This window comes from Paenibacillus aceti (assembly GCF_003614185.1).
GTDB classification, from domain to species: Bacteria; Bacillota; Bacilli; order Paenibacillales; family Paenibacillaceae; genus Fontibacillus; species Fontibacillus aceti.
In genome coordinates, this window is record NZ_KZ987724.1 from 161222 (window position 1) to 186928 (window position 25707).

Here is a 25707-nt window from a genome sequence, read left to right on the forward strand (position 1 = left end):
AGGAGAGGATAACGTTCTGCCAAGCTAAGCTTGCCACCGGATGCACGCAGTTGCTTTATTCGGATCAGGCATGAGTTTGTAGACGTGACCCCATCCGTCCATCGGATCGGGTCTTTCTAATTTTAAGGGGAAGAGGTAATTCAAAAATTCCACTTTTGAACACGAAGCAAGCCAAGAAGCCGATTCGACGTCGAATCTTGAATTCAGCCGGGCCTTCCGGTGCTCACGTACCCACTACGTACGCTGCGCTCCTCATGCCCGCCTTCATCCAACCTTCTCGGTGCTGAAAACTGGAATTTTTGAACCCGATTTGAAGGTAGTTCAAAAAGTCTGCTTTTGATCACGAAGCAAGCCAAGAAGCCGATTCGACGTCGAATCTTGAATTCAGCCGGGCCTTCCGGTGCTCACGTACCCACTACGTACGCTGCGCTCCTCATGCCCGCCTTCATCCAACCTTCTCGGTGCTGAAAACTGGAATTTTTGAACCCGATTTGAAGGTAGTTCAAAAAGTCTTCTTTTGATCACGAAGTGACTCAGGGCGTGACTCGGCATCGAATCTTGGACCTTAGCTGGAACAGGCGATTTTGTACACAGAATTATTCAAAAGGAGAGGGAAACATGAGCAACTGGAAAAAAATATGGGCGGTCGGGCTACTGACGTTCGTGCTTCTCGTCGTTGCAGGTTGTGGTGCGAATAATGCGACCACGAATAATGCAGCAAACGGGGCTAATAGCAGTGCTAACGAGGCCTCACAATCTACTAACAATAGCGAGACTAAGGCAGAAGCACAGCATACAACGTATCCGCTGACTGTGAAAGATGCGAACGATGCGGAAATTACATTCGATGCGGCACCGCAGAAGATTGTATCGCTATCTCCGTCGGAGACGGAAGGGCTGTTTGCACTCGGACTGGATGAGCAAATTGTCGGTGTTTCGGACAATGATGATTATCCCGAAGCGGCGTTGTCTAAGCCGAAGATGGGCGGCTTCCAGGTAAATGTGGAGTCTATTGTAGCGACTGAGCCGGATCTCGTAGTTGTAACAGGAACGATGATCAAGGCTGAGACGATTAAGAGCTTGACGGATCTGGGCATCAAGGTACTCCAGTCCAATCCGAAGACAATTGCCGATGTGATGGATCATATCAAGACGATCGGCGAAATTACCGATCACCAGGCTGAGGCGGAGCAGGTTGTGAAGCAGATGCAGTCTGAGCTAGACCAGGTCACAGAAGCTGTGAAGTCTGTCAAAGAAGAAGATAAGAAAAAGGTATATATAGAATTTTCTCCAGGCTGGACCGTCGGCAAGGGCGAGTTCATGGACGAGATGATTACACTCGCTGGGGGAGTGAACGTAGCTTCCGATGTAGAAGGCTGGAGCCAAATTAATGAAGAGAACATTATTAAAGCGAATCCTGACGTGGTTCTATATGCCAAGAGCGTCATCGAGAATGATCAGACCTTGGCGGATATCGTGAAGGGACGCAGTGGCTGGGATCAAATTAATGCGGTAAAAAATGATCAGGTGATCGGATTGGATGATAATTTGCTGAGCCGTCCAGGCCCGCGCGTAACGCAAGGGTTGATTGAGGTAGCCAAAGCGATCTATCCGGATTTGATGCAGCCATGAGAAGCAAGCTGGCCGGATACGGAATCATAGGTCTTGCTTTGCTGGCAATGACCCTTCTGATCTGTATTGGAGTCGGTTCAGTCTATTTGCCTGCCGGGGAAATCATGGCCATCCTATTGCATCATATCCCGTGGATTGGCGATTTTATTACGCCGGACTGGAGCACAGCCTCCGAACAGATCGTGATGAAGGTTCGCCTGCCGCGGGTCTTGCTCGGTCTGCTCGTCGGGGCTTCCCTCGCGGTAGCGGGGGCAGCCTTCCAGGGCGTGCTGCGTAATCCGCTCTCCGATCCATTCACTCTCGGCGTATCATCGGGTTCAGCGCTGGGAGCGGCGGTATTGATCTTTCTCGGGTGGCAGTATTCGTGGATCGGCGTGTTCACACTGCCTGCCGTTGCTTTTGTAACCGGCTCGCTGACACTGTGGATCGTCATGTGGCTGGCCCGGGAGAACGGGAAAATACCGATCGAGAACTTGATTCTGTCGGGCGTTGTGATGCAGTCCTTCCTTGGGGCTGTCGTCTCTTTCCTGACGGCGATGTCGAAGAAGACGGTGAATGAAATTCTATATTGGACAATGGGGTCCTTAAGCTTGCGAGGATGGTCGTATACGGCCATCCTGCTGCCATATATGGCGCTTGGACTCATCTTCCTCTGGAGCCGGGCCAGGACACTGAATTTGCTCGCTCTGGGCGAGCGTCAGGCGGTGCATACCGGTCTTAATGTGGAATTTACCAAGCTGTCGGTACTATTCGTCGCTACCCTGCTTACAGCTGCCGCCGTCTCTGTATCTGGAGTAATCGGTTTCGTCGGCCTGGTCGTGCCGCATATTATCCGTCTGATTACCGGCCCCGACTATCGCTTGATCATCCCGCTCTCTGCGCTCGGCGGAGGCATCTTCATGATGTGGAGCGATCTGGCGGCTCGCTCGCTGCTAGCTCCGATTGAAATTCCGCTGGGGATTGTCACGGCCTTCGTGGGGGCGCCGTTCTTCGCTTATTTGCTGTATCGGAAGAAGCGGGAGAGAGAGGTGGAAATGCGATGATCGAGGTTCATCATATCGATAAATCGTATGGAAGCCTGACCGTGCTCAAGGATATCAACTGGCAGGTCCGACGCGGACAATTCTGGGGAGTGATCGGCCCCAATGGCAGCGGGAAGTCTACGCTAATCAGCCTTCTATCAGGGGTAGAGAAGCCGAATCGCGGTCAGATCAAGCTAGGTGGCAGGCGGATTAGCGAATATAAGCGCAAGGAGCTGTCGCGCAAGCTGGCTGTGTTGCAGCAGGATGGGCTGCCGCCGGTAGCCTACCCGGTTCGGGAAGTGATCGAAATGGGGCGCTTCCCGTTTCAGAATTGGCGCGGCAGGGAGAATAGCGAAGCGGCCCGGCAGCTGATGGATGAAATCATGGCTAAGCTGGAGCTGAACGAGCTAGCCTCAAGACCGCTGCATGTGCTAAGCGGCGGCCAGCGGCAGCGGGTTGCTCTGGGCAAGGTCATGGCCCAGCAGCCGGAGATTGTACTGCTCGATGAGCCGACGACCTATCTGGATATCCGGCATCAGGTGCAGTTCATGGAGCTGGTAGCGGGGTGGCAGCGGGAGGCCGGCTTGACGGTCATTTCCGTGATGCATGATCTGAACTTGGCGGCGCTGTACTGTGACCAGCTGCTAGTGCTACATCAGGGCAGGGTGGTAGCGGAAGGTACCCCGGAACAAATCATTAACTCGGAAATGATCGAATCGGTGTTCCATGTGAAGTCTCATATCGTTACCCACCCGGACCAGGGCGAGCCGCAGTTATTGTTGCGCAAGACAGATCGTGCTAATGTTAAGTGACAGGATATGAGCGTCAAGAGCATCAAGAGCATCAAGAGTGCCAAGGGGCGGAACAAGTGTGAGTAATTGGTATGGCTGGTCATGGCGAGTAAACACGATTAGGCCTGCAAAATACTGCGACAAATGTGTTACGGCGGCGTGTAAACCTAGCATAAGTGCTAACGACCCTTGGGGAGCATACTACGTGCGGCGTGCACAGGCATGAACATTTGAAAACTGCAAATATGCAGGTTTTTCAGCTCGAAATGCCCTGTTGATAGGAAATTCCTGCAAATATGCAGGCTTTTTGACCTTTTTGATTGGAATCGAGCTACTTTGGAGAAAAAAGCTGCATTTTCGCAGGAATTCACTCTCACGGATGAAATATTGGCAAAATTCCTGCATAATCGCAGGCTTTTATCGGGAATGGCCTTAGTGTGTTGCTTATTCCCACCCATTACCCACATTTGCAGGTTCTGTTGGCATATGGAGCAAACTTCGGTGATGAAGAACAACGATTTACTTTTAACGAAACTACAGAGCGCTATTTACTCAAAAACAGGACTATTTGAATCTAACGAAACACCATATCGCTATTTGAGCTAAATCGAGGCTTTAAACGACTATTGGGGTCCAATAGCGTTACCCTGTTTCGTTACAATGTGCAGAGGCACTTTTTGGCGCGAATAGCGTTACCACGTTTCGTCAGAGTCAAGTTCGTTAGAGTCAGATAGGCAGCAGGAAGAAAGGGGATCGAAATGAATCAGTCAATAGAGCAAATCATCAGCGGGATCGCGGTTCCGGATCAAGCAGCCTCGGCGGCTGCAGCAGAGCATTTGGACAAGCTAACCAAGCCTCCGGGCAGTCTTGGCAAGTTGGAGAGCCTGGCCGTGAAGCTGGCGGGAATTACCGGGGAGAAATGTCCCGATGTATCCAAGCGCTCGGTCATCGTGATGGCTGCGGATCATGGCGTATGCGAAGAAGGAATCAGTGCTTTTCCGGCGGAGGTTACGCCGCAGATGGTACATAATTTCCTCGCTGGGGGAGCGGCGGTCAATGTGCTGGCTCGCCATGCCGGAGCTGAGGTGCTATGTGTCGATGTCGGCGTGAATGCCGAGCTATCGCACCCGGATCTGGTCATGAAGAAGGTGCGTTATGGTACGGCGAATATGGCCAAAGGACCGGCGATGAGCCGTCAGGAAGCAGAAGCGGCGCTGCTGGCGGGAGTTGAGACGGTGGAAGCGGCGATCGCACGTGGTTCGAGATTATTCGTTACTGGAGAGATGGGCATCGGCAATACGACGGCCAGCGCAGCCGTGATGAGCGCGCTCTCTGGCAGATCCGTGCAGGAATGCGTAGGTCGCGGAACAGGCCTGGACGATGAGCGGCTGCAGCATAAAATCTCGGTAGTGCAGCGCGCGCTCGAGGTTAACCAGCCGGATGCCGATGATCCGCTGGATGTTCTGTCCAAGGTGGGCGGGCTTGAAATCGCCGGCTTGGCCGGGGTGATTCTCGCGGCTGCGGCGCATCATTGTCCGGTCGTGATCGACGGATTTATCTCCAGTGCAGCCGCCCTGGTTGCGCAGAGGCTCGCGCCGAATGCGGCGCATTATATGATCGCCTCGCACGCTTCGCATGAGCAGGGCCATGAGCAGTTACTTGGCGAGCTAGGGCTCACGCCGATGCTGCATTTGGATATGCGGCTCGGCGAAGGCACGGGCGGCGTGCTGGCGCTGCATATGATCGATGCGATCGGCCATGTCATGGCCGAGATGGCGACATTTGAGAGCGCCGGGGTGTCTACAGCTGAGCCCGCCGAGCCTGAGGTAACCGCATGATTATCACGGTAACGGGCGGCGCCCGCAGCGGGAAGAGCGCCTTTGCCGAGAAGTGGTGCATGAAGCATGCTCGGCAAGGTCTCTATATTGCTACTGCGCAAGCCTTTGATGCCGAGATGCGCGAACGGATCAAGCTGCATCAGCAAATGCGGGAGGACAGTGGCTTCGCTTGGGAGACGAGGGAAGAATCTGTGCAACTGGCTGCTGTGTTGAGTGACATAGGTCAGATATGGAGATGGCCGAGCCAGCGGTTCAGTCCCGCTTCAGCTCAAGCGTTGGAATCTTCAGCCGAGCAGGTCGAACAAGCTGAACAGGTGGTACTGGTGGATTGCCTGACATTATGGCTCTCCAATGTGCTGCTCACAGCGGGTGACGGATCGGAGGCCGAGGAGCTAGTACGGAAGGAGATCGATCGCCTTGCTGCGGTCATCTCCGCTTATTCCGGGAATCTGGTACTGGTCACGAATGAGGTGGGTGACGGAATCGTGCCTGAATATCGGCTAGGGCGGATATATCGCGACCTGTCAGGCATTATGAACCGCAGGATAGCGGAGATATCTGACCAGGTCTTCCTTGTAACGGCAGGGATTCCGATTGAACTTAAGAGCAGGGAGTATCGGTTATGACACAAAAAGGACGGCCAATTCTGGCCGCTTTTCAATTTTTATCGCGTTTTCCGGTGCGGGCTGAGCTTGAATTCACGCCGGAGCTGTTGAAGAGAAGCGCGAAATATTATCCGCTCGTCGGGGCGGCGATCGGCATTGTCATCTGGCTGATCGGAGCCATTGCAGGTTTGGCGCTGCCTGTTTTCCCGTTGTCGGTCATCCTGCTCATCGTCTGGGTCTGGCTGACGGGCGGCCTGCATTTGGATGGCTGGATGGATTCTGCCGATGCCTTCCTGAGCTACCGCCCTCGTGAGAAGATGCTGGAGATCATGAAGGATAGCCGGGTTGGGGCGATGGGGGTACTGGGTTGCGTCCTGCTATTGCTCTTCAAAACTTCCCTGCTCGTCACACTTCTAGGCCGCGGGCTGTATGCAGCGGGAGCGGGGATTATGATCGCCCCGATCTGGAGCCGTTGGTTCATGGCGCTGGCCATGCGCAAATGGCCTACGGCACGCGGCAAAGAAGGTCTCGCTGGAAGATTCCAGGGACAGAGCAGTGAAGATACGCTGCGATCCACTCTATTGGCGCTCGCGCTGTCCGCAGTACTGCTCCTGCTCGCTGCTGTGCCGCAATGTGGAGATGTGAACCTGATTCTGTCATCGGTTTATTATATCCTTGCGCCTGTACTGGCCTGGGGAATCGGCTCCTGGATGGCGGGGAGGATGAGCACAAGGCTAGGCGGCTTGACCGGAGATACTTATGGAGCGATGAACGAAGGGCTGGAGGCGATGCTGCTCTTGTTCGCCTGTTTGCTCTTCTGATAAGGGAAGCGGAGGTTCGATTTTAATGAGGCAAAATAACAGGTCAAAAGGGACTGTGCTTATGCTGCAAGGCACGGCTTCTGATGTCGGCAAGAGTGTGGTCGTGACCGCCTTATGCCGTATTTTCAAGCAGGATGGGCTGAAGACGGCTCCGTTCAAATCTCAGAATATGGCGCTTAACTCTTATGTGACTATGGATGGTCGGGAAATCGGCCGCGCTCAGGGTGTTCAGGCAGAGGCCTGCGGCATCGCAGCGACGACCGATATGAATCCTGTCTTGCTGAAGCCGACCGGAGATATGCATTCGCAAATTGTCATCCACGGCAAGCCCTATCTTCATCTTAGCGCCATGAAATACCGGGAGGACTTCCTGCCCATGGCGAAGCCGATTGTAATGGATGCGCTGAACCGATTGCGGGACGAATATGATATCGTCGTCATGGAAGGAGCCGGAAGTCCGGCGGAAATCAACTTGAAGCAGCGCGATATTGTGAATATGAATCTGGCTGGCTGGGCCGAGGCCCCGGTCATGTTGGTCGGCGATATCGATCGTGGCGGCGTGTTTGCCTTTCTGGTTGGAACGTTAGAACTGCTGGAGCCTGAAGAGAGGGCGAGGGTCAAAGGCTTTATCATTAACAAATTCCGCGGCGATCTGGAATTGCTGAAGCCAGGGCTGGATTGGCTGGAGCAGCGGACGGGGATTCCTGTGCTCGGCGTATTGCCATTCTTACCGGATCTGGAGATTGAGGCGGAGGATTCGGTCATTCTTGATTCCTATGCTTCCTTGCCCAAGCAGGGGCGTGATCTCGATATCGCCGTGATTCGCTATCCGCGCATCTCTAATTTTACCGATTTTGATATGCTGGCGGCCGAGCCGGATGTGTCCTTGCGTTATGTCCAGAGAACCGCGGAGCTGGGGACCCCGGATGTGGTGATTCTTCCAGGCTCCAAGGATACGATCAGCGATCTGGAGTTCCTGCGGGAGCAAGGCCTGGCGGAAGCTTTGCAGGAGCATATCCATGGAAGCACGTATACGCAGCTTGTGGGTATTTGCGGTGGATATCAGATGCTGGGGGATACTCTGCTTGATACGGAGGCGATTGAATCCGGCAAGCCGCGACAAGCTCAGGGCCTGGGCTTGCTGCCACTGACGACAACCTTTCTTCCCGAAAAAATGACAGAACGTACCGAAGGACATGTACTACCGGACATCCCGCTTTCGTTATATTCGGTTTCGCTAGAGTCGAATTTGCCCGTGGGAGGGTATGAAATCCATTCCGGTGAGACGGTATACTCCGGTGCTTCTGGTAGCGGACAGGAGCCAGGTGCAGTGCCGTTATTCGCAGTTCAGAGTGCTGGCGGACAAATGCGGCAGGAGGGCGCTTGCCGTCCCGATGGTCGGGTTTTCGGCACCTATTTACACGGTATATTCGATAGTGATATTTGGCGCAGAGCTTGGCTTGATGGGGTAAGAATGTCCAAGGGGCTGGAGCCCCTGACGCAGACTTTTACCGCCGCTGCCCGGCGCGAAGCAGCCTTTGACCGCTTGGCCAGTCATGTGAGAGAGCGTCTGAATATGGACAAAATATATGAGATCGCAGGCTTGAACAAGCAGCCATAGCTTTGACAAGCGCTTTCATTTGTTATACGATATAATTACGCTTAATTTTCGATTGGTAAAGTCGAAAAGCGGGGGAACCATTTTTTGGGGCGAATCGTTATGTTTTTGCGTAGGGAACCATCTTTCCCGAGTCCGTCAGCTAACCTCGTTTGCAGTGGATGGGTCATATTTTTTATAATGGTTCACCATGACCCTGTTACGGGTCTTTTTTGTTTTTTTATGGATAATTCTGACCCGTTATACTCGGCTTAATATTCGCCTTGCGCTGCACAGTCATCTGTGGGTTTCTCCATGCTTCTTCTTTACGAATCGGCAATAGATTAGACGTAATTCAAAGGAGGAGATGGTGTATGGCAAGCCCGAAGTACATTACGAATATCGATAAGGTGACGCAGTTATCCCAGCAGGAGCGGGATCAGCTCCGTCCGATTACCGATAAGTTCGTGTTCCGGGTAAATGATTATTACTTGAATTTGATTGATTGGGATGATCCTCATGACCCGATTCGTAAATTGGTAATCCCGAATACGGGGGAGCTTCGCGAGTATGGGCGCTGGGATGCCTCTGACGAGGATACGAACTATGTCGTTCCCGGCTGTCAGCATAAGTACCGGACAACGGCGCTGCTGATTGTATCTGAAGTATGCGGTGCTTATTGTCGTTACTGCTTCCGCAAGCGCTTGTTCCGCAATGATGTGAAGGAAGCGATGGCCGATGTAACCCCGGGCATCGAATATATCTCCCAGCATCCGGAGATTAATAATGTCCTGTTAACCGGCGGGGATAGTCTGATCCTTGCTACCTCCAAGCTTCGTTCGATCCTTGAGCGGCTACGGGCGATTGAGCATGTGAAGATCATCCGGCTTGGCTCGAAGATACCGGTGTTCAACCCGATGCGGATCTATGAAGATCCTGAGCTATTGAAGCTGATCTCTGAGTTCTCCTCTTCGGAGAAGCGCATTTACATCATGGCACATATTAATCATCCCCGTGAAATTACGGCGGAGGCTCGCAGATGCTTCGAGGCGCTGCATGAGGCCGGGGCGATCGTCGTGAATCAGACACCGATTCTGAAAGGTATCAATGATGACGAAGCGGTGCTGGGTGAATTGCTCGATAAACTGTCCTGGGCAGGTGTCACGCCGTATTACTTCTTCATCAACCGTCCTGTCGCCGGCAACTCCGACTTCGTTATACCGCTGCAGCGCGCCTACAAGCTGGTGGAGGGAGCTAAGGCTCGTACCTCTGGGCTTGGCAAGCGTGTCCGCTTATCGATGAGCCACACCTCTGGCAAAATTGAAATATTAGCGATTGAGAACGGAATGGCCTATTTGAAATATCATCAATCCCGGGATAATGAGTACGGGAAGTTCATGGTGCTCGAATGTCCTGAGGATGCAGCCTGGTTCGACGACCTTCCCGGCAATGAGTCTTATTGGGAGAAGCCAGAGAAGAAATTGGCCGAGGTTGTCTCCGTGAATAAGCTGTAAGTGAAATCATAATATTGCAACAGTAAACCGAAAGACCCGCCGGCATGGAAGTGCTCCGGCGGGTCTTATATTGCGCTCTAAACCTTGAATTTATCAACGGCTTCTCTTAAGGATAAGGCATGCTTGTGAAGCTGTTCGATCGCTTCAACATGGTTCTTCATTTCTTGAATCTGCTGACCGGAGTTAGCAGAGATCTCTTCGATACTGCGGAGGGATTTCTCTGTAATATTGGCCGAATCTTCCACAGAAGCGGTTACTTCCTCGGTGCTGGCCGATATTTCCTCTGTCGCTGCCGAGACGGATTGAACGCTGGAGTTGATCTCGGAGATCAGCTCCGTTAAATGGCTGAACGCCAGCTCAGCCTGGTTCACTTGTTTCGTTCCCGAGCTAATCTCATTAGCAGCCTTTTGCATCATCTGCATGGAATTCACAGATTCCTCCTGGATGCTTAACAGATATTCGCTGATCTGGGAAGTCGCGTCCTTCGTCTGCTCTGCGAGCATGCGAATCTCTGCGGCGACGACGGAGAAGCCTTTGCCATGTTCTCCAGCCCGCGCGGCTTCAATCGCCGCATTCAGCGCCAGAATATGAACCTGCTTCGTGATGTTGGAGATCAGGTCGACCACTTGGAGAATTGAAGCGGCCCGTTCGTTCAATATAGAAATATGGGTTAGTGATTGCGTAGCAGCTTGCTCTACCAGGCGCATCTGCTGGGTAGCTGATTTGGCCAGCTCATTGCCGCTGTCTGCTTCATCTGAGGCTTGACCAATCCGTTCAGTTACCTCGGCTGAAGAGCCGGCGATATGTTGAATTCCTTCCGAAATTTCCTCCATAGCGCGGGCGTTCTCTGCGGCCGCCCCCCCCGGCGATGACCGTGCTGCCCTTCTCCACTTCAAGCATGGAGCTGCCGGAATGCTCAATCAATTGCTGGAATGTGTTGACCGACTGGTAAATTTGATCCGAGCCTTGAATCACACCATGTGAGCTGCTCTGAACCTTGGTGATCATTTCTTTTAATTCATCGATCATGGTTTGGAAGCTGGTTGCGAGCTCGGCGATTTCGTCTCGACCGGTAATGGTGATCCGCTGGCTTAGGTCGCCTTGGGCCATGCTTGTGGTTACTGCTGCTAATTTCTTAAGCGGTTTGACGATTCTCTGACTGTTCAGATAAGCCGCAATCAGAGCGATCACAATGACAAGTGCCATGATTGCGAGACCGGTCCACAGAATTTCTTCTTCCTTCTCTTTGATGAAGGTCGCATCCATTCCTACGGCCAAGACAGCGTTGCTGCCTGATAGACGGGTATAGGCTGTCTTGTGGATACCGTACTGATCTCGATACAATTCGCTAATCTTTTGCTTTCCGGGGTCTTGAACGTTCATAGCTTCCTGGATGTCCAGCTCGTCACCGATTTTCATGACTGAATCTTTGTTGGCTCCGACTACGACAGCCTTGTCCTCTTGAATGTCGAGTATGTAAGCCGTATGGAGATGGAATTCCTCCACCTTCTTGGTCAGATAGGATTCTACGGCAAAGCGTGAGGTTTCACGACCCTTAATGAGCTGTAGAGCCTGGGTATTATCAAGCCCTCTGTAAATATCTCTGGAGCTCGTATGCAATACCTCATCAAATTGCGGCATTACATTCTTGTCGATAATGCCCATTGCAATGAAGTAGAAGCTTGTACAATACAAAATAGACGATAAGATGGTGATGATCGCAAAAGTCAGCATAAATTTGCGACCGATGGAACGATTGTTTTTTCTCATGGAATCCCCCTGATTCTTTCCTATTACTATGTATTCAGATGGTAGAAACATGGCATATAAGGTATTGTAAGACAAAATGAAACGATTGAACAACGGTATTCTTTATTTTTTGTATGTTAGCGATTTCATTGTTTCGAGAACGTGAATTCTGCCATTAAGTGCAAGCTAAGTTCAAAATCGCACTTTTTGGGCAAGCTCTATATTGGAAAGGAATGATAGGTTGGCAACTTGCCGGAGGCTATGCTATTGTAAGAAATGCTGATTGAATTTAGCCGCGGTTCGTAACCATCCCGCGTAATCAAAACTAGGAGGAACATGATGTTTAATTTTTTCTGGGGTATTCTATATATGCTCGTAAATCTGACCTTCTTCCTGATCTGCTACCGCTGGTTCGGCAAGAAGGGGTTATACGCCTGGATCGGGGTTGCTACCGTCATCGCCAATATTCAAGTCGTTAAGACGATCGATATGTTCGGAATTGTCATGACGCTGGGCAATACGATGTATGTAAGTCTGTATCTGACGAGCGATTTATTAAATGAGAAATATGGTCGCCAAGAGGCGAAGAAGGCGGTATGGTTCGGTTTCTTCACACTCATTATGACGACGATTCTGATGCAGATGGTGCTTGTATTTCAGCCGCAGCCAGGGGATCTGGCGCAAGGGTCGCTCAAGACGATCTTCGGGCTGATGCCGAGGCTGGCCATCGGTAGCTTGACGGCATATTTCGTCAGTCAGTTTCTTGATGTGCGCCTCTATGCTTGGATTCGCCGTTTCTATCCGCTGCGTAATCAGCTCTGGATTCGGAATAACGGAAGCACGATGATCAGCTCTTTTGTGGATACGTTAATCTTCTGCTCGATCGCCTTCATAGGTAAATATAGCTTCGATGTGTGGCTGGAAATTCTGTTCACGACATATATTATCAAATTTGCCTTGACCGCGGTGGGCACGCCATTTCTGTACATCGCTCGCAACTTTCATCCCGATGGTGAGCCGGAACCGGATAAGGTGAACTGATTGTGCGGATAGAGGCAGTCCCCTTAAATCACAAAACCTCCAGGATCGCGTTGATGGGTCTTGGAGGTTTTGTGTTGTTCGCTAGAGAGTGCAGCGCTGGCTAGCCTGCAGGCCTAGCTGATAAAAGTAAGCTGCTTCGGAAAAGTAGTCAGTACCTCAACTCCGGATTCCGTGACCAGAACATCGTCCTCAATCCGGACGCCGGCTACTCGAGGAACATAAATGCCCGGCTCGACAGTAAAGACATTGCCAGCCGACATCAACAGATCATTCATGCCGTGTACAGACGGGAATTCATGGACATCGATACCGAGCCCATGTCCAAGCCGGTGCAGGAAATATTCCCCGTATCCGGCCTCGGTAATCAGATCTCGCGCGGCTTTGTCGATGGAGCCGAAGGAGATGCCGGGGCGAATCTGGGCGATGGCCGCTTCATTGGCGGCAAGCACGGTGTTGTAAATCCGCGTCTGCTCTTCGGTAATCTCTCCATAGGCGAAGGTGCGGGTAATGTCCGAGGCGTAGCCATCTGCATAAACCCCGATATCGAACATGACGAGATCACCGCGCTGCAATAGCCGTTTACCCGGAATTCCATGCGGCAGGGCGGCGTTCTCACCGAATAATACCATCGAATCGAAGGAAGGGCCGTCCGCACCAAGCTTGCGGATCTGATATTCTACTTCCGCGACGAGCTCGTTCTCGGAAACTCCCTCTTTCACTTGCTTGAGCGCTTCCTGTAATACCTGTTCGATTAAGGAAATAGCGTGGCGCAGCTTGCCGACTTCCTCGGCTGATTTATGCATCCGCAGCTCGCGAAGCCAAGGGCCTACGTCGAAGCTTGCGGAGAAGGACAGCGCCTCTTGCACAGATTCATAGCGTGTCATGGATAGATTGTCTTTTTCCAGACCGATTGTGCCGATCTTCCCTTTTAATTTGGTCGCTAATATTTGATAAGGATTGTCGGTGTCCTGATGGGTGATGATGTCGGTGATATCCGATGCCGCGCGGGCAGCCTCTTCATCGAGGGCAGGGACGAGCATGAATGGCTCGTTACCGCTCTGCAGCACAGCCCCCAGGAATCTCTCATGAGGGTCGCTCAGAAAACCGGTTAAATAATATACATGCTTGGGATCGGTAATGAGCAAGGTATCGATCCCGGATTGCTTCATATTCTGTTCAAGTCCGGACCATTTGGAATTCATGACTGATACTTCCTTTCTGGAAAATATGCAAAAAATAGTTGGCTGTAGCATCCGTCTTTTTCATTATTATTATAGGCTAATTGAATCGTTTGCGATAGTTTCCCGGGAGCATCAGCCGATCTTCGCGACAAAAAGAAGATGCCCAGATCATAATGTCCGCGGCATCTTCTTTAATTTCTATTAAGCGGCTGTACTATTGTTCCTGAACAGTCGTACGACTCTGTGAATAAGGGCGGCAACTGCGGCGGCTGGCCAAAAGGCTCCCTGCTGATTGTAATGCAGCTGCTCTTCTTCAAAGGACATCTTCTCATAATAGGTGTTCTGGTCTTTCCCGCTCGTATGCTTCTTCTGACGCAGCTCGTCAATATACTGATATTGCACGAAAACCATGAGAGCAAAAGCAGCGCCGAGACAACCGACAATCGTCCATATTATCCAGCTTTCCATAGCGGATCCCTCCTGATTCCATCTTAACATAAATAGGAATATTTACAATTGCGACTCTCTTATTCTGAGAGGTCTTGACAGAAAATGTATAGGTGGTAGTTTACATTTATTAAAATCATTCATACAATGAGATTGTTATTCAAATTTTAAGAATAAGGAGGTTGCTAGCTATATGATCGCTGAGAAAAAGGACAAGACTAAGTTCATATTGTTCGGCTTATTGCTAGGTATTCTAATGTCAGCTATGGACAATACGATCGTAACAACGGCGATGGGAACGATCGTCTCCGAGCTAGGGGGGATGGATCAGTTCGTTTGGGTTACCTCCGCTTATATGGTAGCTGTTATGGCAGGGACGCCGATTTTTGGGAAGCTGTCGGATATGTACGGACGGAAAAGGTTTTTTATCTTTGGCATTATTACATTTATATTCGGTTCTGTACTATGCGGGATTGCGAACAGCATCGTTCAGCTCAGCATATTCCGTGCGATTCAGGGGATTGGCGGCGGCGCGCTGATGCCGATTGCCTTCACGATTATTTATGATATCTTCCCGATAGAGAAACGCGGCAAAATGACGGGATTGATGGGAGCTGTGTTCGGGACTTCGAGTATTTTTGGCCCGCTGCTCGGTGCATTCATTACGGATCACCTCGGCTGGAACTGGGTTTTCTATATTAATGTGCCGCTCGGTATTGTAGCGCTAGTATTGATTATTGTCTTCTACCATGAATCATTGACCCATGAGAAGCAGCGGATTGACTGGGGCGGTGCTTTTACGCTAGTCGGTGCTGTGGTCTGCCTGATGTTCGCGCTTGAATTGGGCGGGGAGAAATATGCCTGGAACTCCGCGATGATTATCGGCCTGTTCGTCGGGTTTGCCATATTATTCATCACGTTCCTGTTGGTGGAGACGCGTGCCAAGGAGCCGGTGATTTCGTTCTCCATGTTCAAGATTCCATTGTATGCTACGAGCAGCCTGCTGGCTCTGTTCTATGGAAGTGTGTTTATTATTGCCACGGTCTATATTCCTATCTATGTGCAGGGGGTATATGGCGGAACGGCCACAAATTCAGGTATTATTCTAATGCCGATGATGCTGGGCTCTGTATTTGGTAGTATGCTCGGCGGAATCTTAACGTCCAGAATGTCTTATCGCAGCGTCATGATGATCTCTGTCGTGTTCTTCGTGGGCGGGATCTTCGCGCTCAGCACCTTGACCAGTGATTCCTCGCGCTTGCTGTTGACCGTATATAGTGTCCTGACCGGGTTCGGGGTCGGTTTCTCTTTCTCCGTGCTGGGGATGGCGGCTGTTCATCATTTTGATGCGCGGCAACGGGGAGCCGCGACTTCCACGAATTCATTCCTGAGATCGCTGGGCATGACGCTGGGCATTACGATCTTCGGGATCGTGCAGCGTAATTTGCTGGCGCAGCATATGACCAAGGCATTCGAAGGGATGGGGGTATCCGGGCAAGATTTCGGCGATACGCGGGATATGCTTAGTCCGGAGAAGAGGGCGTTGATTCCGGCACCGATTCTGGAGAAAATAACAAATGCACTATCCCTGTCCATCACCCATACTTTCATGTGGGCATTGATTCCTACCGCTCTGACGGTGGTCGTCGTGCTAATGATGCCGAAGGACCGCATCAAGCCGAAAGCGGTGAGAGGCGCTGAGGTGAAGGAGCAGCATGTGTAGTGCTCATTTAACTGAATAATGCGAAAGCCCGCTTAACTTACTGCTCCCCTGATCGATTGAAGCTTTAGATGCTGAATTGAAAAGAGAGCAGAAGAGGCGGGCTTTTTTAATTTTATGATTCGTAGATACTCTGCAATTCTCTCACTAACTGGGCAGGTCTTCTTCCATTAAGGGCATCGATCAGATTCCTTGCAGCGAGCATGCCCATTTCAAGTCGGGTTTGCGATGTAGCTGAACCGATATGCGGCAGGAGGACTACATTATCCATCGTTAAAAGCGGGTTATTCGGGTCGACAGGCTCTTGCTCAAATACGTCCAGACCCGCGCCGAAGATCTGCTTCTGACGAAGGGCATCGATCATCGCAGCTTCATCTACGGTAGCCCCACGGGAGGCGTTGATGAATATGGCCGAAGGCTTCATCAGAGCGAACTCGCGTTCACCGATATAGTGTCTGGTCTCCGGGGTTAGCGGAGTCATCAAGACGATGAAGTCGGATTCGCGCAACAGCTCTTCTTTGGAGCGATACTCTGCGCCCAGCGCCTGCTCGGCATCAGGTTTACGCTGACGGCTATGGTATAGGATGTTCATACCGAAGCCCCATTTGCCCCGGTGCGCGACCGCTTGTCCAATATTGCCCATACCGATGATTCCTAATGTTTTATGATGCACATCCAGTCCGAATATACTCTCATCATCCTTGCTCGACCAATGTCCATGCCGGACATAGCGGTCCAATTCCGGCACCCGGCGGGCGACGGACAGCATGAGGGATAGAATCAGATCAGCGACGGTATCATCAAGCACTTTAGGGGTGTTGGTTCCGAGTACACGGCGGCTCCGCATGGCTTCGAGATCGAAGTTGTTGTAGCCCACGCTGAAGTTGCTGACCACTTTTAACTTGGGCGAGTGCTCCAGTAACTCCTGATCGATCCGTGTTCCAGAGGTTAACAGTCCTTCGCAATCGGCAAGCTGCTCGAATAGATAGTCGCGTGGGATGGGTTCCAGGCGATCCCATTTTTTGTAGCTGCAGTGCTGAGCGATATAGTCTTCTACCTCGGCGGGGACTTTGCGGGCGATATAAACTTGCGGTTTCAAGGTCAAAGCGTATACCTCCATGTCTTTGGTTATTTAATACTTATTGTAACTATTTTAATTATCGGTTGTCGATCTTCTCCGGGTACATATCATGATTCATCAAGCGGTGCTCGGCCATCGTCTCATATTTCGTGCCTGGACGGCCATAGTTGCAATACGGGTCGATCGAGATACCGCCGCGGGGAGTAAATTTGCCCCATACTTCGATATATTTCGGATTCATCAGCTTAATCAGATCATTCATAATGATGTTGACGCAATCCTCGTGGAAATCGCCGTGGTTACGGAAGCTGAACAGGTACAGCTTGAGGGATTTGCTCTCGACCATTTTCAGATCAGGGATATAGCTGATATAGATCGTGGCAAAATCGGGCTGTCCGGTAATCGGGCACAGGCTTGTAAATTCGGGACAATTGAACTTCACAAAATAATCACGGTAGGGATGCTTATTATCGAAGCTCTCCAGCATTTCCGGCGTATAGGTCATCGGGTATTTCACGGCTTGATTGCCAAGCAGGGTAATATCCTGCATTTCCTCCTGCTGTCTTCCTGACATGGACATGGGATCATCCTCCTGAAATTTGAGTAATGTGTTTGAGTAATGTGATGGAATGGATCGGATTGGATTGGTTAGGCGCATCTATATACGTACTGGTAGTGGGAGTTCCCTCGCCGCTTGAATCACAGAGGGAAATTCCTGCAAAAGTGCATCTTTTTCAGCATACTAATGCCCTGTGGCGGGAAAAGCCTGCGAAAATGCATCCTTTTTCTCCGTAGAAGCCGGATTTGACGAAAATCGGCCTAAAAGCCTGCATTATTGCAGGAATTTTGTAAAAACAGATGATTTCGCTTGAAAAGCCTGCATATTTGCATCTTTTTTTAAATTCTCGGGCGAATCCTGGAGCGCGCTAGGTCGGCACCGACTCGGCACCAGCTCACAGCTTACCACCGCCGTGGCACTGACTGAGACTGACGCAGCACTTAGCTAATTACCGCCGTGGCACCGACTTACCACCCACTCACCACCGCCGTGGCATCAATACTCAGACACCGCGTTTATTGCCCCATACTAAGGCGTGCAGCTGTGGCAACACCCTGACGTTATTGAGCTCAGGCGAATCCATAACCTGCTCGATCAGCTGCTCATAGCACTGCAGTAGATCGCTGACATGATCCTTGAGATCCATCCGCTGTACATCGGGATTGCCGACCTGGATATACATCGGTATCTCGGGATACTGCTGATGCACTTGCTTGGCATAGTCCAGATCCAGGTCGTCGAAGACGACCACCTTCAGGCTCATGCTGTAGGAAGCAGGGCGACTGCTTAGCCTGTCCACGATCTCGCTTAGCTTCGTCCAATCGGTACGCATCCCCGAGCTTGGCGGCTTGGGGGACAGGGTAACTTGCTCGACCTCGGCCAGCCAATCCTGCCAGCGCGAGCCTTGGGTTTCAACCGCAATCGTGATGCCCTGCTGCTGCAGCAGCTCGATCAGCGTCTGGAGCTGTGGCAGCAGAAGCGGATTGCCACCGGATAGCGTGACATGGGAGAAGCGGTTCTGTCCGATCTGCTGCAGCTCCTCCCAGATTTCCGCCGCCGTCATCAGGCGGATCGCTCCCTTGGCGCTTCCGTCCCAGGTGAAGGCGGAGTCGCACCAGCTGCAGTGATAGTCGCAGCCCGCGGTGCGCACGAACATCGTCTTCTGGCCGATGACCATGCCTTCGCCTTGAACGGTTGGGCCGAAGATCTCCAGCACGGGAATCAGCGGCTTGGCTGACCCGGTTGCTCTGGATGCCTTCGGTTTATTCATCGCACTCATCATCGTACATCCACTCCCGTCTGGCTTCGGCATAGCTCGTCCCCGTCTCATACAAGCGGATGAATTCCGTACGTCCTCCGCGGATTGAAGAACGGTAGGCTTCAGATTGCAGGGCGCTCTCCATCCGTTCGAATAACCACACGACCATATTCTCAGCGGTCGTATTCATCGGCGGCAGCGTCTCATTTAAATAGCGATGATCGAGATACCCCTCGATTTCTTCTTTCCAGATTGCCTTGATCGCCCCGAAATCAACGGTAATGCCGATTTCATTCGGGATACCGCTGATACCGAACACGACTTTATAGGTGTGTCCATGCAGGTTCTTGCATTTTCCTTCATAGGCATGCAGATGATGAGCCGCATCGAAGGTGAATTCCTTGCTTACCAGCACGCGGCGCTGATGGTATCTAAGCTGCTCTTTACTGATATCCTGTTCGAATTTCTGCAGATGATCTACAATCTGGAACTCTCCAGGCATCCGGGTAGTCATGAGGGCATTTCCTCCTCTCCCCGGCGCAGTTGGCGCATTTTCAAATATTTCTCGAGTCCGGCTCTTCTAAGCTTACAGGCAGGGCACTCCCCGCAGCCGTCACCGATGATCCCGTTATAGCAGGTTAGTGTCCGTTCTCTAACAAAATCAAAAGCTCCCAGCTCATCAGCCAGCTTCCATGTCTCGGCCTTGTCGATCCACATCAGCGGCGTATGGATGACGAAATTGTAGTCCATAGCCAGATTAAGGGTGACGTTGAGCGATTTCACGAAGGCATCCCGGCAATCGGGATAGCCGCTGAAATCTGTCTCGCATACGCCGGTAACGAGATGGCGGGCGGAGCGTCCTTTGGCGAACACCGCCGCGAAGCTCAGGAAGAGATGATTGCGTCCTTCGACAAAAGTGCTAGGCAGCTGGCCTTCTTCCTGAACGATTGGCATGTTGCTGTTGGTGAGCGAGTTTTGCGTTATTTGGCCAAGCAGGCTCATATCCAGCACCGTGAGCTTCACGCCCAGCTCAGCGGCGATCTCCTTCGCACATTCAATCTCCAGTTTATGGCGCTGGCCATAGTCGAAGGTGACCGCTTCCACTTCACGGAACTGCTGCAGAGCCCAGAACAGGCAGGTGGTGCTATCTTGCCCGCCGCTGAAGACGACGACTGCTTTTTCATTTTTCAGCATAAAAAAACCTCTCATTCTTCTTGGATTGTGGTTCGGAAGAAAGAGAGTTCTTGAACTGCGTTACAAAAAACAAGCCCATGCAAAATCAAAGGCAGGGCGCCATTAGTTTTTTATAGAGGGAGTTCGCGAACCTCTCTCATGCGATGCTGCATGAACTTCTTCGTATTATTTTAGGATACCCCGTCATTATAGCATATTTGTCTAAGTGAGGAACGTGATAAACTATGGAATCCAGTCTATGACACGCAAAATTCGAAAATCTATTTACAATTGAGATTGATATGCAACATAATGGAATATATTAGCCAGGAAGGGGAAGCGAAGATAATGAAGAAGAAAATGAAATGGTTAGCCATACCTATGGTATTGCTATTGGTTATGCTGACCGGCTGTCAGGCTGTGGGAGGACTGGATGTCAACAAGGCGCTCACGAACAGCATGAATCCGTCGTCCAGTGAATCGAAGCAGAAGATTTCGCTTGAACTCGTACCTGCGGCAAATATTTCTGCGGAAGATCAGAAGACGATCGATCTGCTTAACTCTCTCTCGATTACGATCGATGAGGGTAAATTGCAGGATAAAGAGACCGCATCAATGAAAGGTTCGATCGGCTTCAAAGGTCAAGAATTGCCGTACCAATTGTCCATCGACAAGCAAGGCATGACAATTCTGCTGGATGGAGCGAAGCAACCGCTCTACATATCGCTGGATGATGAAGCTGGATACCCGGATATGAGTCCATATGAGCGCAATATCCAAGGTTTCTCCGAGAAGACGGTTGAATTCGTAATCAAGCACGCACCTAACCCGTCCAAGCTTGCCGTGAAGCAGGTTCAAGACAAAGTGAATGGCGAAGCGCTGTCTCTAACGAAGCTTCATGTAGAAGTGGATGGGGAAGAGTTGCTGTCTATGGTCAAGCCATTTTTAACGGAGGTAGTGAAGGACGAAGCAGGTCTGAAAGAGCTGATTGAAGCGTTCTATGATGCCTTCTATCCCGTCTTCACTTCAATGGAAGAAGAGGGCTATGACGTGGGAACTTCCCTCCCGATCGATTCCAAAGGTGCTGCGGTTGGCGCAATACATGGTGAATTAATGGAGAGCCTGAACGAATTTTTGAATAATTACGACGCTAGCTTGAGTGAAATGCTGAAGGAGACACCAGAGCTGACGACGGTTCTGGGTAAGAATTCGACGCTGAACATGGACTTCTACTTCGACAGCAAGCAGAATGTTCGCAAGCAGAACATGGATCTTACGATCGCCATTCCGGAAGGCGAAGGCATCCCGATTCAAGCAGTCAAGCTTCATACTGAGAGCGAAATGTGGAATATTGGCGCAGCCATCGCCATTGACAAGATTGATACTAGCACAGGCGTGATCGATGTGACGGATGGAGATATTACCCCGGGTCAGATGCTGCGTAATTTTGAGGTCAGCTCCCTGGCGTATAAGACGTTGAAGAATGATCTGAAAATAACAGAAAAGAACATTTGGATGGATCCGGAAACCGAGTATTACGGCATTATTTCTGATAAGAATGTATCCTTCGTACCCCTGCGTTATCTGTCTGAGGAATTGGATGCAGAGGTAAAATGGACGAAAGGCTCCAAGCAAATTGTCATTATTGATGATCTTAACGGTCGGGAAATCGTGTTGACGGTCGGCTCAGACCAAGCGACGATTGGAGGTCAGGCGGTTACCTTGCCGCAGCCTGTATTCGTTCATACTGACGGTACAACCTATGTTCCGCTGCGGTTTATGGCGGAATCCTTGGGTGCTACGGTGACTAAGGATGCAGACGGCTGGCTGATCATCGATCGTAAATAGAACAAATGGTAAAATAGAACGGGGCTGTCTAATAAGCCTCTAAAATAAAAAGTTGGGCGGAAAAACATCATGTTTTCCGTCCAACTTTTTTTGTAGGGCCAAAGCCACAATCCCAAACTCCGTATTTATTCGCGCAAGAGACAAGCACGGACGGTCAGGACTCTCCCCTGATCTAGCGGTCAAAAATGTCCGTTAGAGCATGAAAACAACCACTTTGCTCCTCTAACGGACACTTTTGACCCTTAGAAGCACAAAATGCCATTTTTCGCGACAATTTCTCTTGTAACGGACATTATTGTCCGTTACAAGGGCGGGATGCTACAGAATCAGCGCTAACGGACATTGATGTCCGTGTCCAAGTGATCCGGCCAGAACAGAGGAATGTTCCCATTTTGGGACACGCTAAAGAGGCGTCTTTCAAGTCGGAAGATCGACTTTTGAGACAGCCCCGTTTTTTTATTTTCTGATCAATATTACCGCTGGCGAATTCGCTGCGTCATTTCCTGCTGCACCTGTTCCAGTGCCTGGACCATCTTCTGTGATGCCATCTCCAGTTCGACTAGTATGTTATCGGCTTGCAATAGCCCGTCTGTGCCCTGGGATTGGACCGATTCCAGAGCGGCGTCGGTCAGACGATGAACATTAGCATGCTGTTCCTGCAGAGCCGGGAAGGATGGAAGGGAAGTGATGCCCGGATCGTTCTTGATCTTCTCGCACCATTGGCTCAACCGACAGGCTCCTTGTCCGCTGAGCCTTTCGTGATTGTCATGCTGGAAGCCTAATGTATCGTTGTATACCCACCAGCGCAATAGCAGGTGATCGGTCTTGGCGGTGCGCAGGATTTGCGAGTGACTGAGCTGCGAATTTATTCTAAGCGTTTTCAACCTCAGGCTGTCCACTTTACGGCTTACCTCAAAAATATCTCTACCCGTAGCGATAGCAAACTGCTGAATTTCTTCCTGATGGCCGAGCATCGTGGAGGTACGTTCTGTAATATCGCTCGTAGCTGCAGCTTGCTGCTCGACGATCGAGGCGACATTTGCCGTGAAATCGCGGAAATTCTCTATTTGCTCCATAATCTGTTCCAGATCATTAACGGCTTCCTTCGTTGCTTCTACACGCTCCGCGATATGCGAGCCCATCGATCTCGTCTCTTGTCCGATCGTATTCGCTGTGCCGATAATTCTCGTAATGACTTGGGTGATCTGTTCGACCGCTCCCTTCGTCTGCTCTGAGAGCTTGCGGACTTCACTGGCCACCACGGCGAAGCCGAGCCCTTGCTCCCCAGCTCTGGCTGCTTCTATCGAGGCGTTGAGGGCGAGTAGATTGGTCTGATCCGCGACGTTGCTGATCACATCGATAATATCCGTAATATTGTGAATCGATAGCAGGAATTGCTCGAATTGCTGGCTGGCCTCGGATACATCCTGGGCCGTAGCTGAGAAGTCCTTAAGAGCATCTTTGACAGTCAGCTGTACCTGTCTGGCCTGCTGCATCATCGCCCCGGATTGATCGCTCAATTGCACCGAGTGCTCGGCGACCTCATGGATCGAAGCGGTCAGTTCCTGAGCGGAGGAGCTGACATTCATCGTTTCCTGCAGCGACAGATTGACCGAATCGATCAACGGCTTGACTTTATCCATCTGGATCAGCTCTTCAATGATCTGGCTGTTCGTCTCGATATACTCGAAGTCATGAGCCTCGTTGTAGGCTTCAAGCACCAGCTGCGAGTCCAGCATAATGATTCGTTGCAAAGAGATGATAATTTCTGCCGCTTCGCTAGGCCGTGAGAATTCATGAACGATCGCCGGAATGAGAATTTCATATACTCTGGTGTATGCACCAAGGAACCATTCGGGTGGTAATTTGACGCGATTATGGATGAAACCGATTCTTTTGCGGGAAGTGACATATTCTTCATTAAGCTCGATACGAGGAATTGATTTCATATATTCAATAAAAGTGACTGTGAGACGTTCTCTTGTACTGTGATCCTTGATAATTTGCAACATCTCAGGGATTTGAAACAGCATATCATAATTGCGTTCTGTGATCGGCTTGGCTAGACGATCCATCAATTCGGTTAGTTTGCGCAGATTATTGATGTCTGCTTGCTTGATTTGCAGGTAGTGTAGCTTCTGTTCGAGTGCCGGAACGGAGGACAGGTCGGAAGCTGATAGCGGTTTCACAAGTTGAGAATATGCTTTATGGCGTGTGCGAAACATGTTAGATACCCCTTTTCATATATGTATTAAATGCCATACTACTCCTATTCTGCCGAGTCACTGCTGCTGTTCAACTTCTACTACTATCAATATACTAGTTACTATAGTTATTATAGTCCTGATTGAATCATAGGGACAGGATTATAATAGAAAAGAAGACACCCACCTAAATTATGGCAAGTATCCTCTCGTAATGCAATGGTTTGATTATTCAGACGCTCTATTATTTTGCTGCCTCAACAAATCACGAATTTCAGTCAGCAATACCTCTTCATTGGAAGGCTTGGGAGCTTCCTGCGGCTCTGGCTTGGTCTCTTCCTTGCGTTTGAAGCGGTTAATCGCCTTGACGAACAGGAAGATCGCGGCCGAGACGATCAGGAAATCGATCACCGTCTGCAGGAATACACCATAGGTCAGTGGAGAATCGCCAATGGTCACCGTTAATCCAGATAAGTTGACGCCACCAAGTAGCATTCCGACCAGCGGCATGATGATATCTTGGACAAGGGAAGTGACAATTTTACCAAAAGCACCACCGATGATAACCCCGATAGCCAGGTCTAGCACATTACCCTTTAGAGCGAATTCCTTGAACTCTTTGAGAATATTCATTTAGGTTCACCTGCTTGTTAGAAAATAATGATTCCTTCTTAAGAATCCATCGTTGGTAATATATCAGCAATCGCTAGATTATGCAAGATGATGTTGGAGGGAAGCTTGAATCACTAGCAGTTGGAATTTATATGTAGTAATATAACAAGCCCCCCGGAGATCCGGAGGGCTTTGTATGAATGCTAGTTTGTTTCTTATATATGTTAAGCTTCTTCTTCCTCGGTGTCCTCGATGTCTCCAGCCTGGATCTTAGGCGTTACTACTGAAACCAGCAGTTCGTTCTCGGCAGAGATCAGGTCGAGTCCGTCCGGAAGCTTAATGTCGCCTACGGTCATGGAATCTCCGATTTCAAGATGACTGATGTCTACTACAATCGAAGCCGGGATTTTGTCCGGGAATGATTCAACTTCGATGAAGGTACTCTGGGTCTGAACGATGCCGCCCAGCTTCGTACCTTGCGCAGTACCGACATACTCGATATTGATCTTGGTGCGTACGAGTTGGTCTTTCTTGACACGAAGGAAATCCACATGAATATATTCCTGTGTTACCGGATCACGTTGCACGGCTTCCAGAAGAACAGGAATCGAGTCATGATTTTCAAGATTAAGCTCAATAATACCGCCGCTGCCGCCTCTAATCCATTTTCTGAAGTCCTTCGTAGAAAGATGGATCATCGTATTGTCTGTGCCTGAACCGAACACAACAGCAGGGAGCCGTCCGGAATTCCGCAATTGCTTCAGCCCTGTTCGATTCGTAGGTATACGTTCTTCAACTTGAAAACATGTTCTCATAATAAAAACACTCCTCTGATATATATATGGTATCCATGCTCTGAAAATCTATCGTCTATTGACTACGGATTTCGCCCCCCGTAGCTGGGGAAGCCTGAGCACCATCACATCACCATCCTTAATACATTAAATGTAAAAAGTCGTATAAATACGCGCTAAGGCACTTCGTTCCATCTGGAACGAAATGCCCTATTACTAG

23 protein-coding genes and 2 riboswitches are annotated in these 25707 nt (G+C 50.5%); of the genes, 11 read left to right on the forward strand and 12 right to left on the reverse strand.

Annotation, left to right across the window (positions count from 1 at the left end):
- Positions 1-618: 618 nt before the first annotated feature.
- The 8 genes from BFJ94_RS00660 to BFJ94_RS00695 all read left to right on the forward strand — a co-directional run bounded on the left by BFJ94_RS00660 (position 619) and on the right by BFJ94_RS00695 (position 9820).
- Positions 619-1632: an ABC transporter substrate-binding protein gene (locus BFJ94_RS00660; protein ID WP_120460240.1), complete on the forward strand. Its 1014-nt coding sequence runs from the start codon at positions 619-621 to the stop codon at positions 1630-1632.
- Positions 1629-2675 (forward strand): FecCD family ABC transporter permease, encoded by a 1047-nt coding sequence (locus BFJ94_RS00665; RefSeq protein WP_120460242.1) that lies wholly within the window; start codon positions 1629-1631, stop codon positions 2673-2675. The genes BFJ94_RS00660 and BFJ94_RS00665 overlap by 4 nt, the downstream gene beginning before the upstream one ends.
- Complete coding sequence (locus BFJ94_RS00670) at positions 2672-3466, forward strand: ABC transporter ATP-binding protein (protein ID WP_120460244.1); 795 nt, start codon at positions 2672-2674, stop codon at positions 3464-3466. The genes BFJ94_RS00665 and BFJ94_RS00670 overlap by 4 nt, the downstream gene beginning before the upstream one ends.
- 737 nt (positions 3467-4203) lie before the next feature.
- Positions 4204-5283 carry a nicotinate-nucleotide--dimethylbenzimidazole phosphoribosyltransferase gene (gene cobT / locus BFJ94_RS00675; protein ID WP_120460246.1) on the forward strand — a complete coding sequence of 360 codons (1080 nt, stop codon included), beginning with the start codon at positions 4204-4206 and terminating at the stop codon, positions 5281-5283.
- Positions 5280-5909 carry a bifunctional adenosylcobinamide kinase/adenosylcobinamide-phosphate guanylyltransferase gene (locus BFJ94_RS00680; RefSeq protein WP_120460248.1) on the forward strand — a complete coding sequence of 210 codons (630 nt, stop codon included), beginning with the start codon at positions 5280-5282 and terminating at the stop codon, positions 5907-5909. The genes cobT and BFJ94_RS00680 overlap by 4 nt, the downstream gene beginning before the upstream one ends.
- Entirely contained in the window at positions 5906-6709 is an 804-nt protein-coding gene (gene cobS, locus BFJ94_RS00685) for an adenosylcobinamide-GDP ribazoletransferase (RefSeq protein ID WP_120460249.1), read from the forward strand. The genes BFJ94_RS00680 and cobS overlap by 4 nt, the downstream gene beginning before the upstream one ends.
- Positions 6710-6734: 25 nt before the next feature.
- The gene (locus BFJ94_RS00690) at positions 6735-8330 is read left to right on the forward strand and encodes a cobyric acid synthase (RefSeq protein WP_120460251.1); all 1596 of its coding nucleotides are present in this window, start codon (positions 6735-6737) and stop codon (positions 8328-8330) included.
- Positions 8331-8358: 28 nt separating this feature from the next.
- A riboswitch (cyclic di-AMP (ydaO/yuaA leader) is annotated at positions 8359-8499 on the forward strand.
- Positions 8500-8680: 181 nt separating this feature from the next.
- Entirely contained in the window at positions 8681-9820 is a 1140-nt protein-coding gene (locus tag BFJ94_RS00695) for a KamA family radical SAM protein (protein WP_120460253.1), read from the forward strand.
- Between the two features lie 77 nt (positions 9821-9897).
- On the opposite strand, the gene BFJ94_RS25695 is transcribed toward BFJ94_RS00695, so the two are convergent.
- Both BFJ94_RS25695 and BFJ94_RS25700 read right to left on the reverse strand, forming a co-directional pair.
- Complete coding sequence (locus BFJ94_RS25695) at positions 9898-10653, reverse strand: methyl-accepting chemotaxis protein (RefSeq protein WP_229716801.1); 756 nt, start codon at positions 10651-10653, stop codon at positions 9898-9900.
- Positions 10595-11590, reverse strand: a complete 996-nt coding sequence (locus BFJ94_RS25700; protein ID WP_229716800.1) for a HAMP domain-containing protein — start codon at positions 11588-11590, stop codon at positions 10595-10597. Before BFJ94_RS25700 ends, BFJ94_RS25695 begins: the two co-directional genes overlap by 59 nt.
- A gap of 318 nt (positions 11591-11908) precedes the next feature.
- Between BFJ94_RS25700 and BFJ94_RS00705 the strand changes: the two genes are divergently transcribed.
- Positions 11909-12610: a queuosine precursor transporter gene (locus BFJ94_RS00705; protein WP_120460255.1), complete on the forward strand. Its 702-nt coding sequence runs from the start codon at positions 11909-11911 to the stop codon at positions 12608-12610.
- Between the two features lie 113 nt (positions 12611-12723).
- On the opposite strand, the gene BFJ94_RS00710 is transcribed toward BFJ94_RS00705, so the two are convergent.
- The gene (locus tag BFJ94_RS00710) at positions 12724-13812 is read right to left on the reverse strand and encodes a M24 family metallopeptidase (protein ID WP_120460257.1); all 1089 of its coding nucleotides are present in this window, start codon (positions 13810-13812) and stop codon (positions 12724-12726) included.
- A gap of 180 nt (positions 13813-13992) precedes the next feature.
- Positions 13993-14259: a DUF3949 domain-containing protein gene (locus BFJ94_RS00715; RefSeq protein WP_120460259.1), complete on the reverse strand. Its 267-nt coding sequence runs from the start codon at positions 14257-14259 to the stop codon at positions 13993-13995.
- A 172-nt stretch (positions 14260-14431) separates the two neighbouring features.
- On the opposite strand from BFJ94_RS00715, the gene BFJ94_RS00720 reads away from it, so the two are divergent.
- A complete protein-coding gene (locus BFJ94_RS00720) occupies positions 14432-15961 on the forward strand; it encodes an MDR family MFS transporter (protein WP_120460261.1) in 1530 nt (509 codons plus the stop codon).
- A 112-nt stretch (positions 15962-16073) separates the two neighbouring features.
- Here BFJ94_RS00720 and BFJ94_RS00725 read toward each other — a convergent pair whose 3' ends face one another.
- The 5 genes from BFJ94_RS00725 to queC form a co-directional block, all read right to left on the reverse strand.
- Complete coding sequence (locus tag BFJ94_RS00725) at positions 16074-17057, reverse strand: 2-hydroxyacid dehydrogenase (protein ID WP_120465029.1); 984 nt, start codon at positions 17055-17057, stop codon at positions 16074-16076.
- 58 nt (positions 17058-17115) lie between these two features.
- On the reverse strand, positions 17116-17613 hold the full coding sequence (gene queF, locus BFJ94_RS00730) for a preQ(1) synthase (protein ID WP_120465030.1): 498 nt from the start codon (positions 17611-17613) through the stop codon (positions 17116-17118).
- A gap of 487 nt (positions 17614-18100) precedes the next feature.
- On the reverse strand, positions 18101-18877 hold the full coding sequence (gene queE / locus BFJ94_RS00735) for a 7-carboxy-7-deazaguanine synthase QueE (RefSeq protein ID WP_438803672.1): 777 nt from the start codon (positions 18875-18877) through the stop codon (positions 18101-18103).
- The gene (queD, locus tag BFJ94_RS00740) at positions 18861-19370 is read right to left on the reverse strand and encodes a 6-carboxytetrahydropterin synthase QueD (protein WP_120460264.1); all 510 of its coding nucleotides are present in this window, start codon (positions 19368-19370) and stop codon (positions 18861-18863) included. The genes queE and queD overlap by 17 nt, the downstream gene beginning before the upstream one ends.
- Positions 19367-20047, reverse strand: a complete 681-nt coding sequence (queC, locus tag BFJ94_RS00745) for a 7-cyano-7-deazaguanine synthase QueC (RefSeq protein ID WP_120465031.1) — start codon at positions 20045-20047, stop codon at positions 19367-19369. Before queC ends, queD begins: the two co-directional genes overlap by 4 nt.
- Positions 20048-20146: 99 nt before the next feature.
- Positions 20147-20190, reverse strand: a riboswitch (PreQ1 riboswitch).
- Positions 20191-20377: 187 nt separating this feature from the next.
- Between queC and BFJ94_RS00750 the strand changes: the two genes are divergently transcribed.
- Positions 20378-21877, forward strand: a complete 1500-nt coding sequence (locus BFJ94_RS00750; protein ID WP_120460266.1) for a copper amine oxidase N-terminal domain-containing protein — start codon at positions 20378-20380, stop codon at positions 21875-21877.
- A 473-nt stretch (positions 21878-22350) separates the two neighbouring features.
- Here BFJ94_RS00750 and BFJ94_RS00755 read toward each other — a convergent pair whose 3' ends face one another.
- The 3 genes from BFJ94_RS00755 to BFJ94_RS00765 all read right to left on the reverse strand — a co-directional run bounded on the left by BFJ94_RS00755 (position 22351) and on the right by BFJ94_RS00765 (position 25508).
- Positions 22351-24102, reverse strand: coding sequence for a globin-coupled sensor protein (locus BFJ94_RS00755; RefSeq protein ID WP_120460268.1), 1752 nt, complete (start codon positions 24100-24102; stop codon positions 22351-22353).
- 207 nt (positions 24103-24309) lie between these two features.
- The gene (mscL, locus tag BFJ94_RS00760; RefSeq protein ID WP_120460270.1) at positions 24310-24714 is read right to left on the reverse strand and encodes a large conductance mechanosensitive channel protein MscL; all 405 of its coding nucleotides are present in this window, start codon (positions 24712-24714) and stop codon (positions 24310-24312) included.
- Between the two features lie 203 nt (positions 24715-24917).
- Positions 24918-25508 (reverse strand): 50S ribosomal protein L25, encoded by a 591-nt coding sequence (locus BFJ94_RS00765; RefSeq protein WP_120460272.1) that lies wholly within the window; start codon positions 25506-25508, stop codon positions 24918-24920.
- Between the last annotated feature and the right edge of the window lie 199 nt (positions 25509-25707).

Excerpts from the sequence above, each read along its gene's own strand:
- BFJ94_RS00660 (WP_120460240.1), top strand. The coding sequence starts at position 619 with ATGAGCAACTGGAAAAAAATATGGGCGGTCGGGCTACTGACGTTCGTG.
- BFJ94_RS00665 (WP_120460242.1), top strand. The coding sequence starts at position 1,629 with ATGAGAAGCAAGCTGGCCGGATACGGAATCATAGGTCTTGCTTTGCTG.
- BFJ94_RS00670 (WP_120460244.1), top strand. The coding sequence starts at position 2,672 with ATGATCGAGGTTCATCATATCGATAAATCGTATGGAAGCCTGACCGTG.
- cobT (WP_120460246.1), top strand. The coding sequence starts at position 4,204 with ATGAATCAGTCAATAGAGCAAATCATCAGCGGGATCGCGGTTCCGGAT.
- BFJ94_RS00680 (WP_120460248.1), top strand. The coding sequence starts at position 5,280 with ATGATTATCACGGTAACGGGCGGCGCCCGCAGCGGGAAGAGCGCCTTT.
- cobS (WP_120460249.1), top strand. The coding sequence starts at position 5,906 with ATGACACAAAAAGGACGGCCAATTCTGGCCGCTTTTCAATTTTTATCG.
- BFJ94_RS00690 (WP_120460251.1), top strand. The coding sequence starts at position 6,735 with ATGAGGCAAAATAACAGGTCAAAAGGGACTGTGCTTATGCTGCAAGGC.
- BFJ94_RS00695 (WP_120460253.1), top strand. The coding sequence starts at position 8,681 with ATGGCAAGCCCGAAGTACATTACGAATATCGATAAGGTGACGCAGTTA.
- BFJ94_RS25695 (WP_229716801.1), bottom strand. The coding sequence starts at position 10,653 with ATGGAGGAAATTTCGGAAGGAATTCAACATATCGCCGGCTCTTCAGCC.
- BFJ94_RS25700 (WP_229716800.1), bottom strand. The coding sequence starts at position 11,590 with ATGAGAAAAAACAATCGTTCCATCGGTCGCAAATTTATGCTGACTTTT.
- BFJ94_RS00705 (WP_120460255.1), top strand. The coding sequence starts at position 11,909 with ATGTTTAATTTTTTCTGGGGTATTCTATATATGCTCGTAAATCTGACC.
- BFJ94_RS00710 (WP_120460257.1), bottom strand. The coding sequence starts at position 13,812 with ATGAATTCCAAATGGTCCGGACTTGAACAGAATATGAAGCAATCCGGG.
- BFJ94_RS00715 (WP_120460259.1), bottom strand. The coding sequence starts at position 14,259 with ATGGAAAGCTGGATAATATGGACGATTGTCGGTTGTCTCGGCGCTGCT.
- BFJ94_RS00720 (WP_120460261.1), top strand. The coding sequence starts at position 14,432 with ATGATCGCTGAGAAAAAGGACAAGACTAAGTTCATATTGTTCGGCTTA.
- queF (WP_120465030.1), bottom strand. The coding sequence starts at position 17,613 with ATGTCAGGAAGACAGCAGGAGGAAATGCAGGATATTACCCTGCTTGGC.
- queE (WP_438803672.1), bottom strand. The coding sequence starts at position 18,877 with ATGAGTGCGATGAATAAACCGAAGGCATCCAGAGCAACCGGGTCAGCC.
- queD (WP_120460264.1), bottom strand. The coding sequence starts at position 19,370 with ATGACTACCCGGATGCCTGGAGAGTTCCAGATTGTAGATCATCTGCAG.
- BFJ94_RS00750 (WP_120460266.1), top strand. The coding sequence starts at position 20,378 with ATGAAGAAGAAAATGAAATGGTTAGCCATACCTATGGTATTGCTATTG.
- BFJ94_RS00755 (WP_120460268.1), bottom strand. The coding sequence starts at position 24,102 with ATGTTTCGCACACGCCATAAAGCATATTCTCAACTTGTGAAACCGCTA.
- mscL (WP_120460270.1), bottom strand. The coding sequence starts at position 24,714 with ATGAATATTCTCAAAGAGTTCAAGGAATTCGCTCTAAAGGGTAATGTG.
- BFJ94_RS00765 (WP_120460272.1), bottom strand. The coding sequence starts at position 25,508 with ATGAGAACATGTTTTCAAGTTGAAGAACGTATACCTACGAATCGAACA.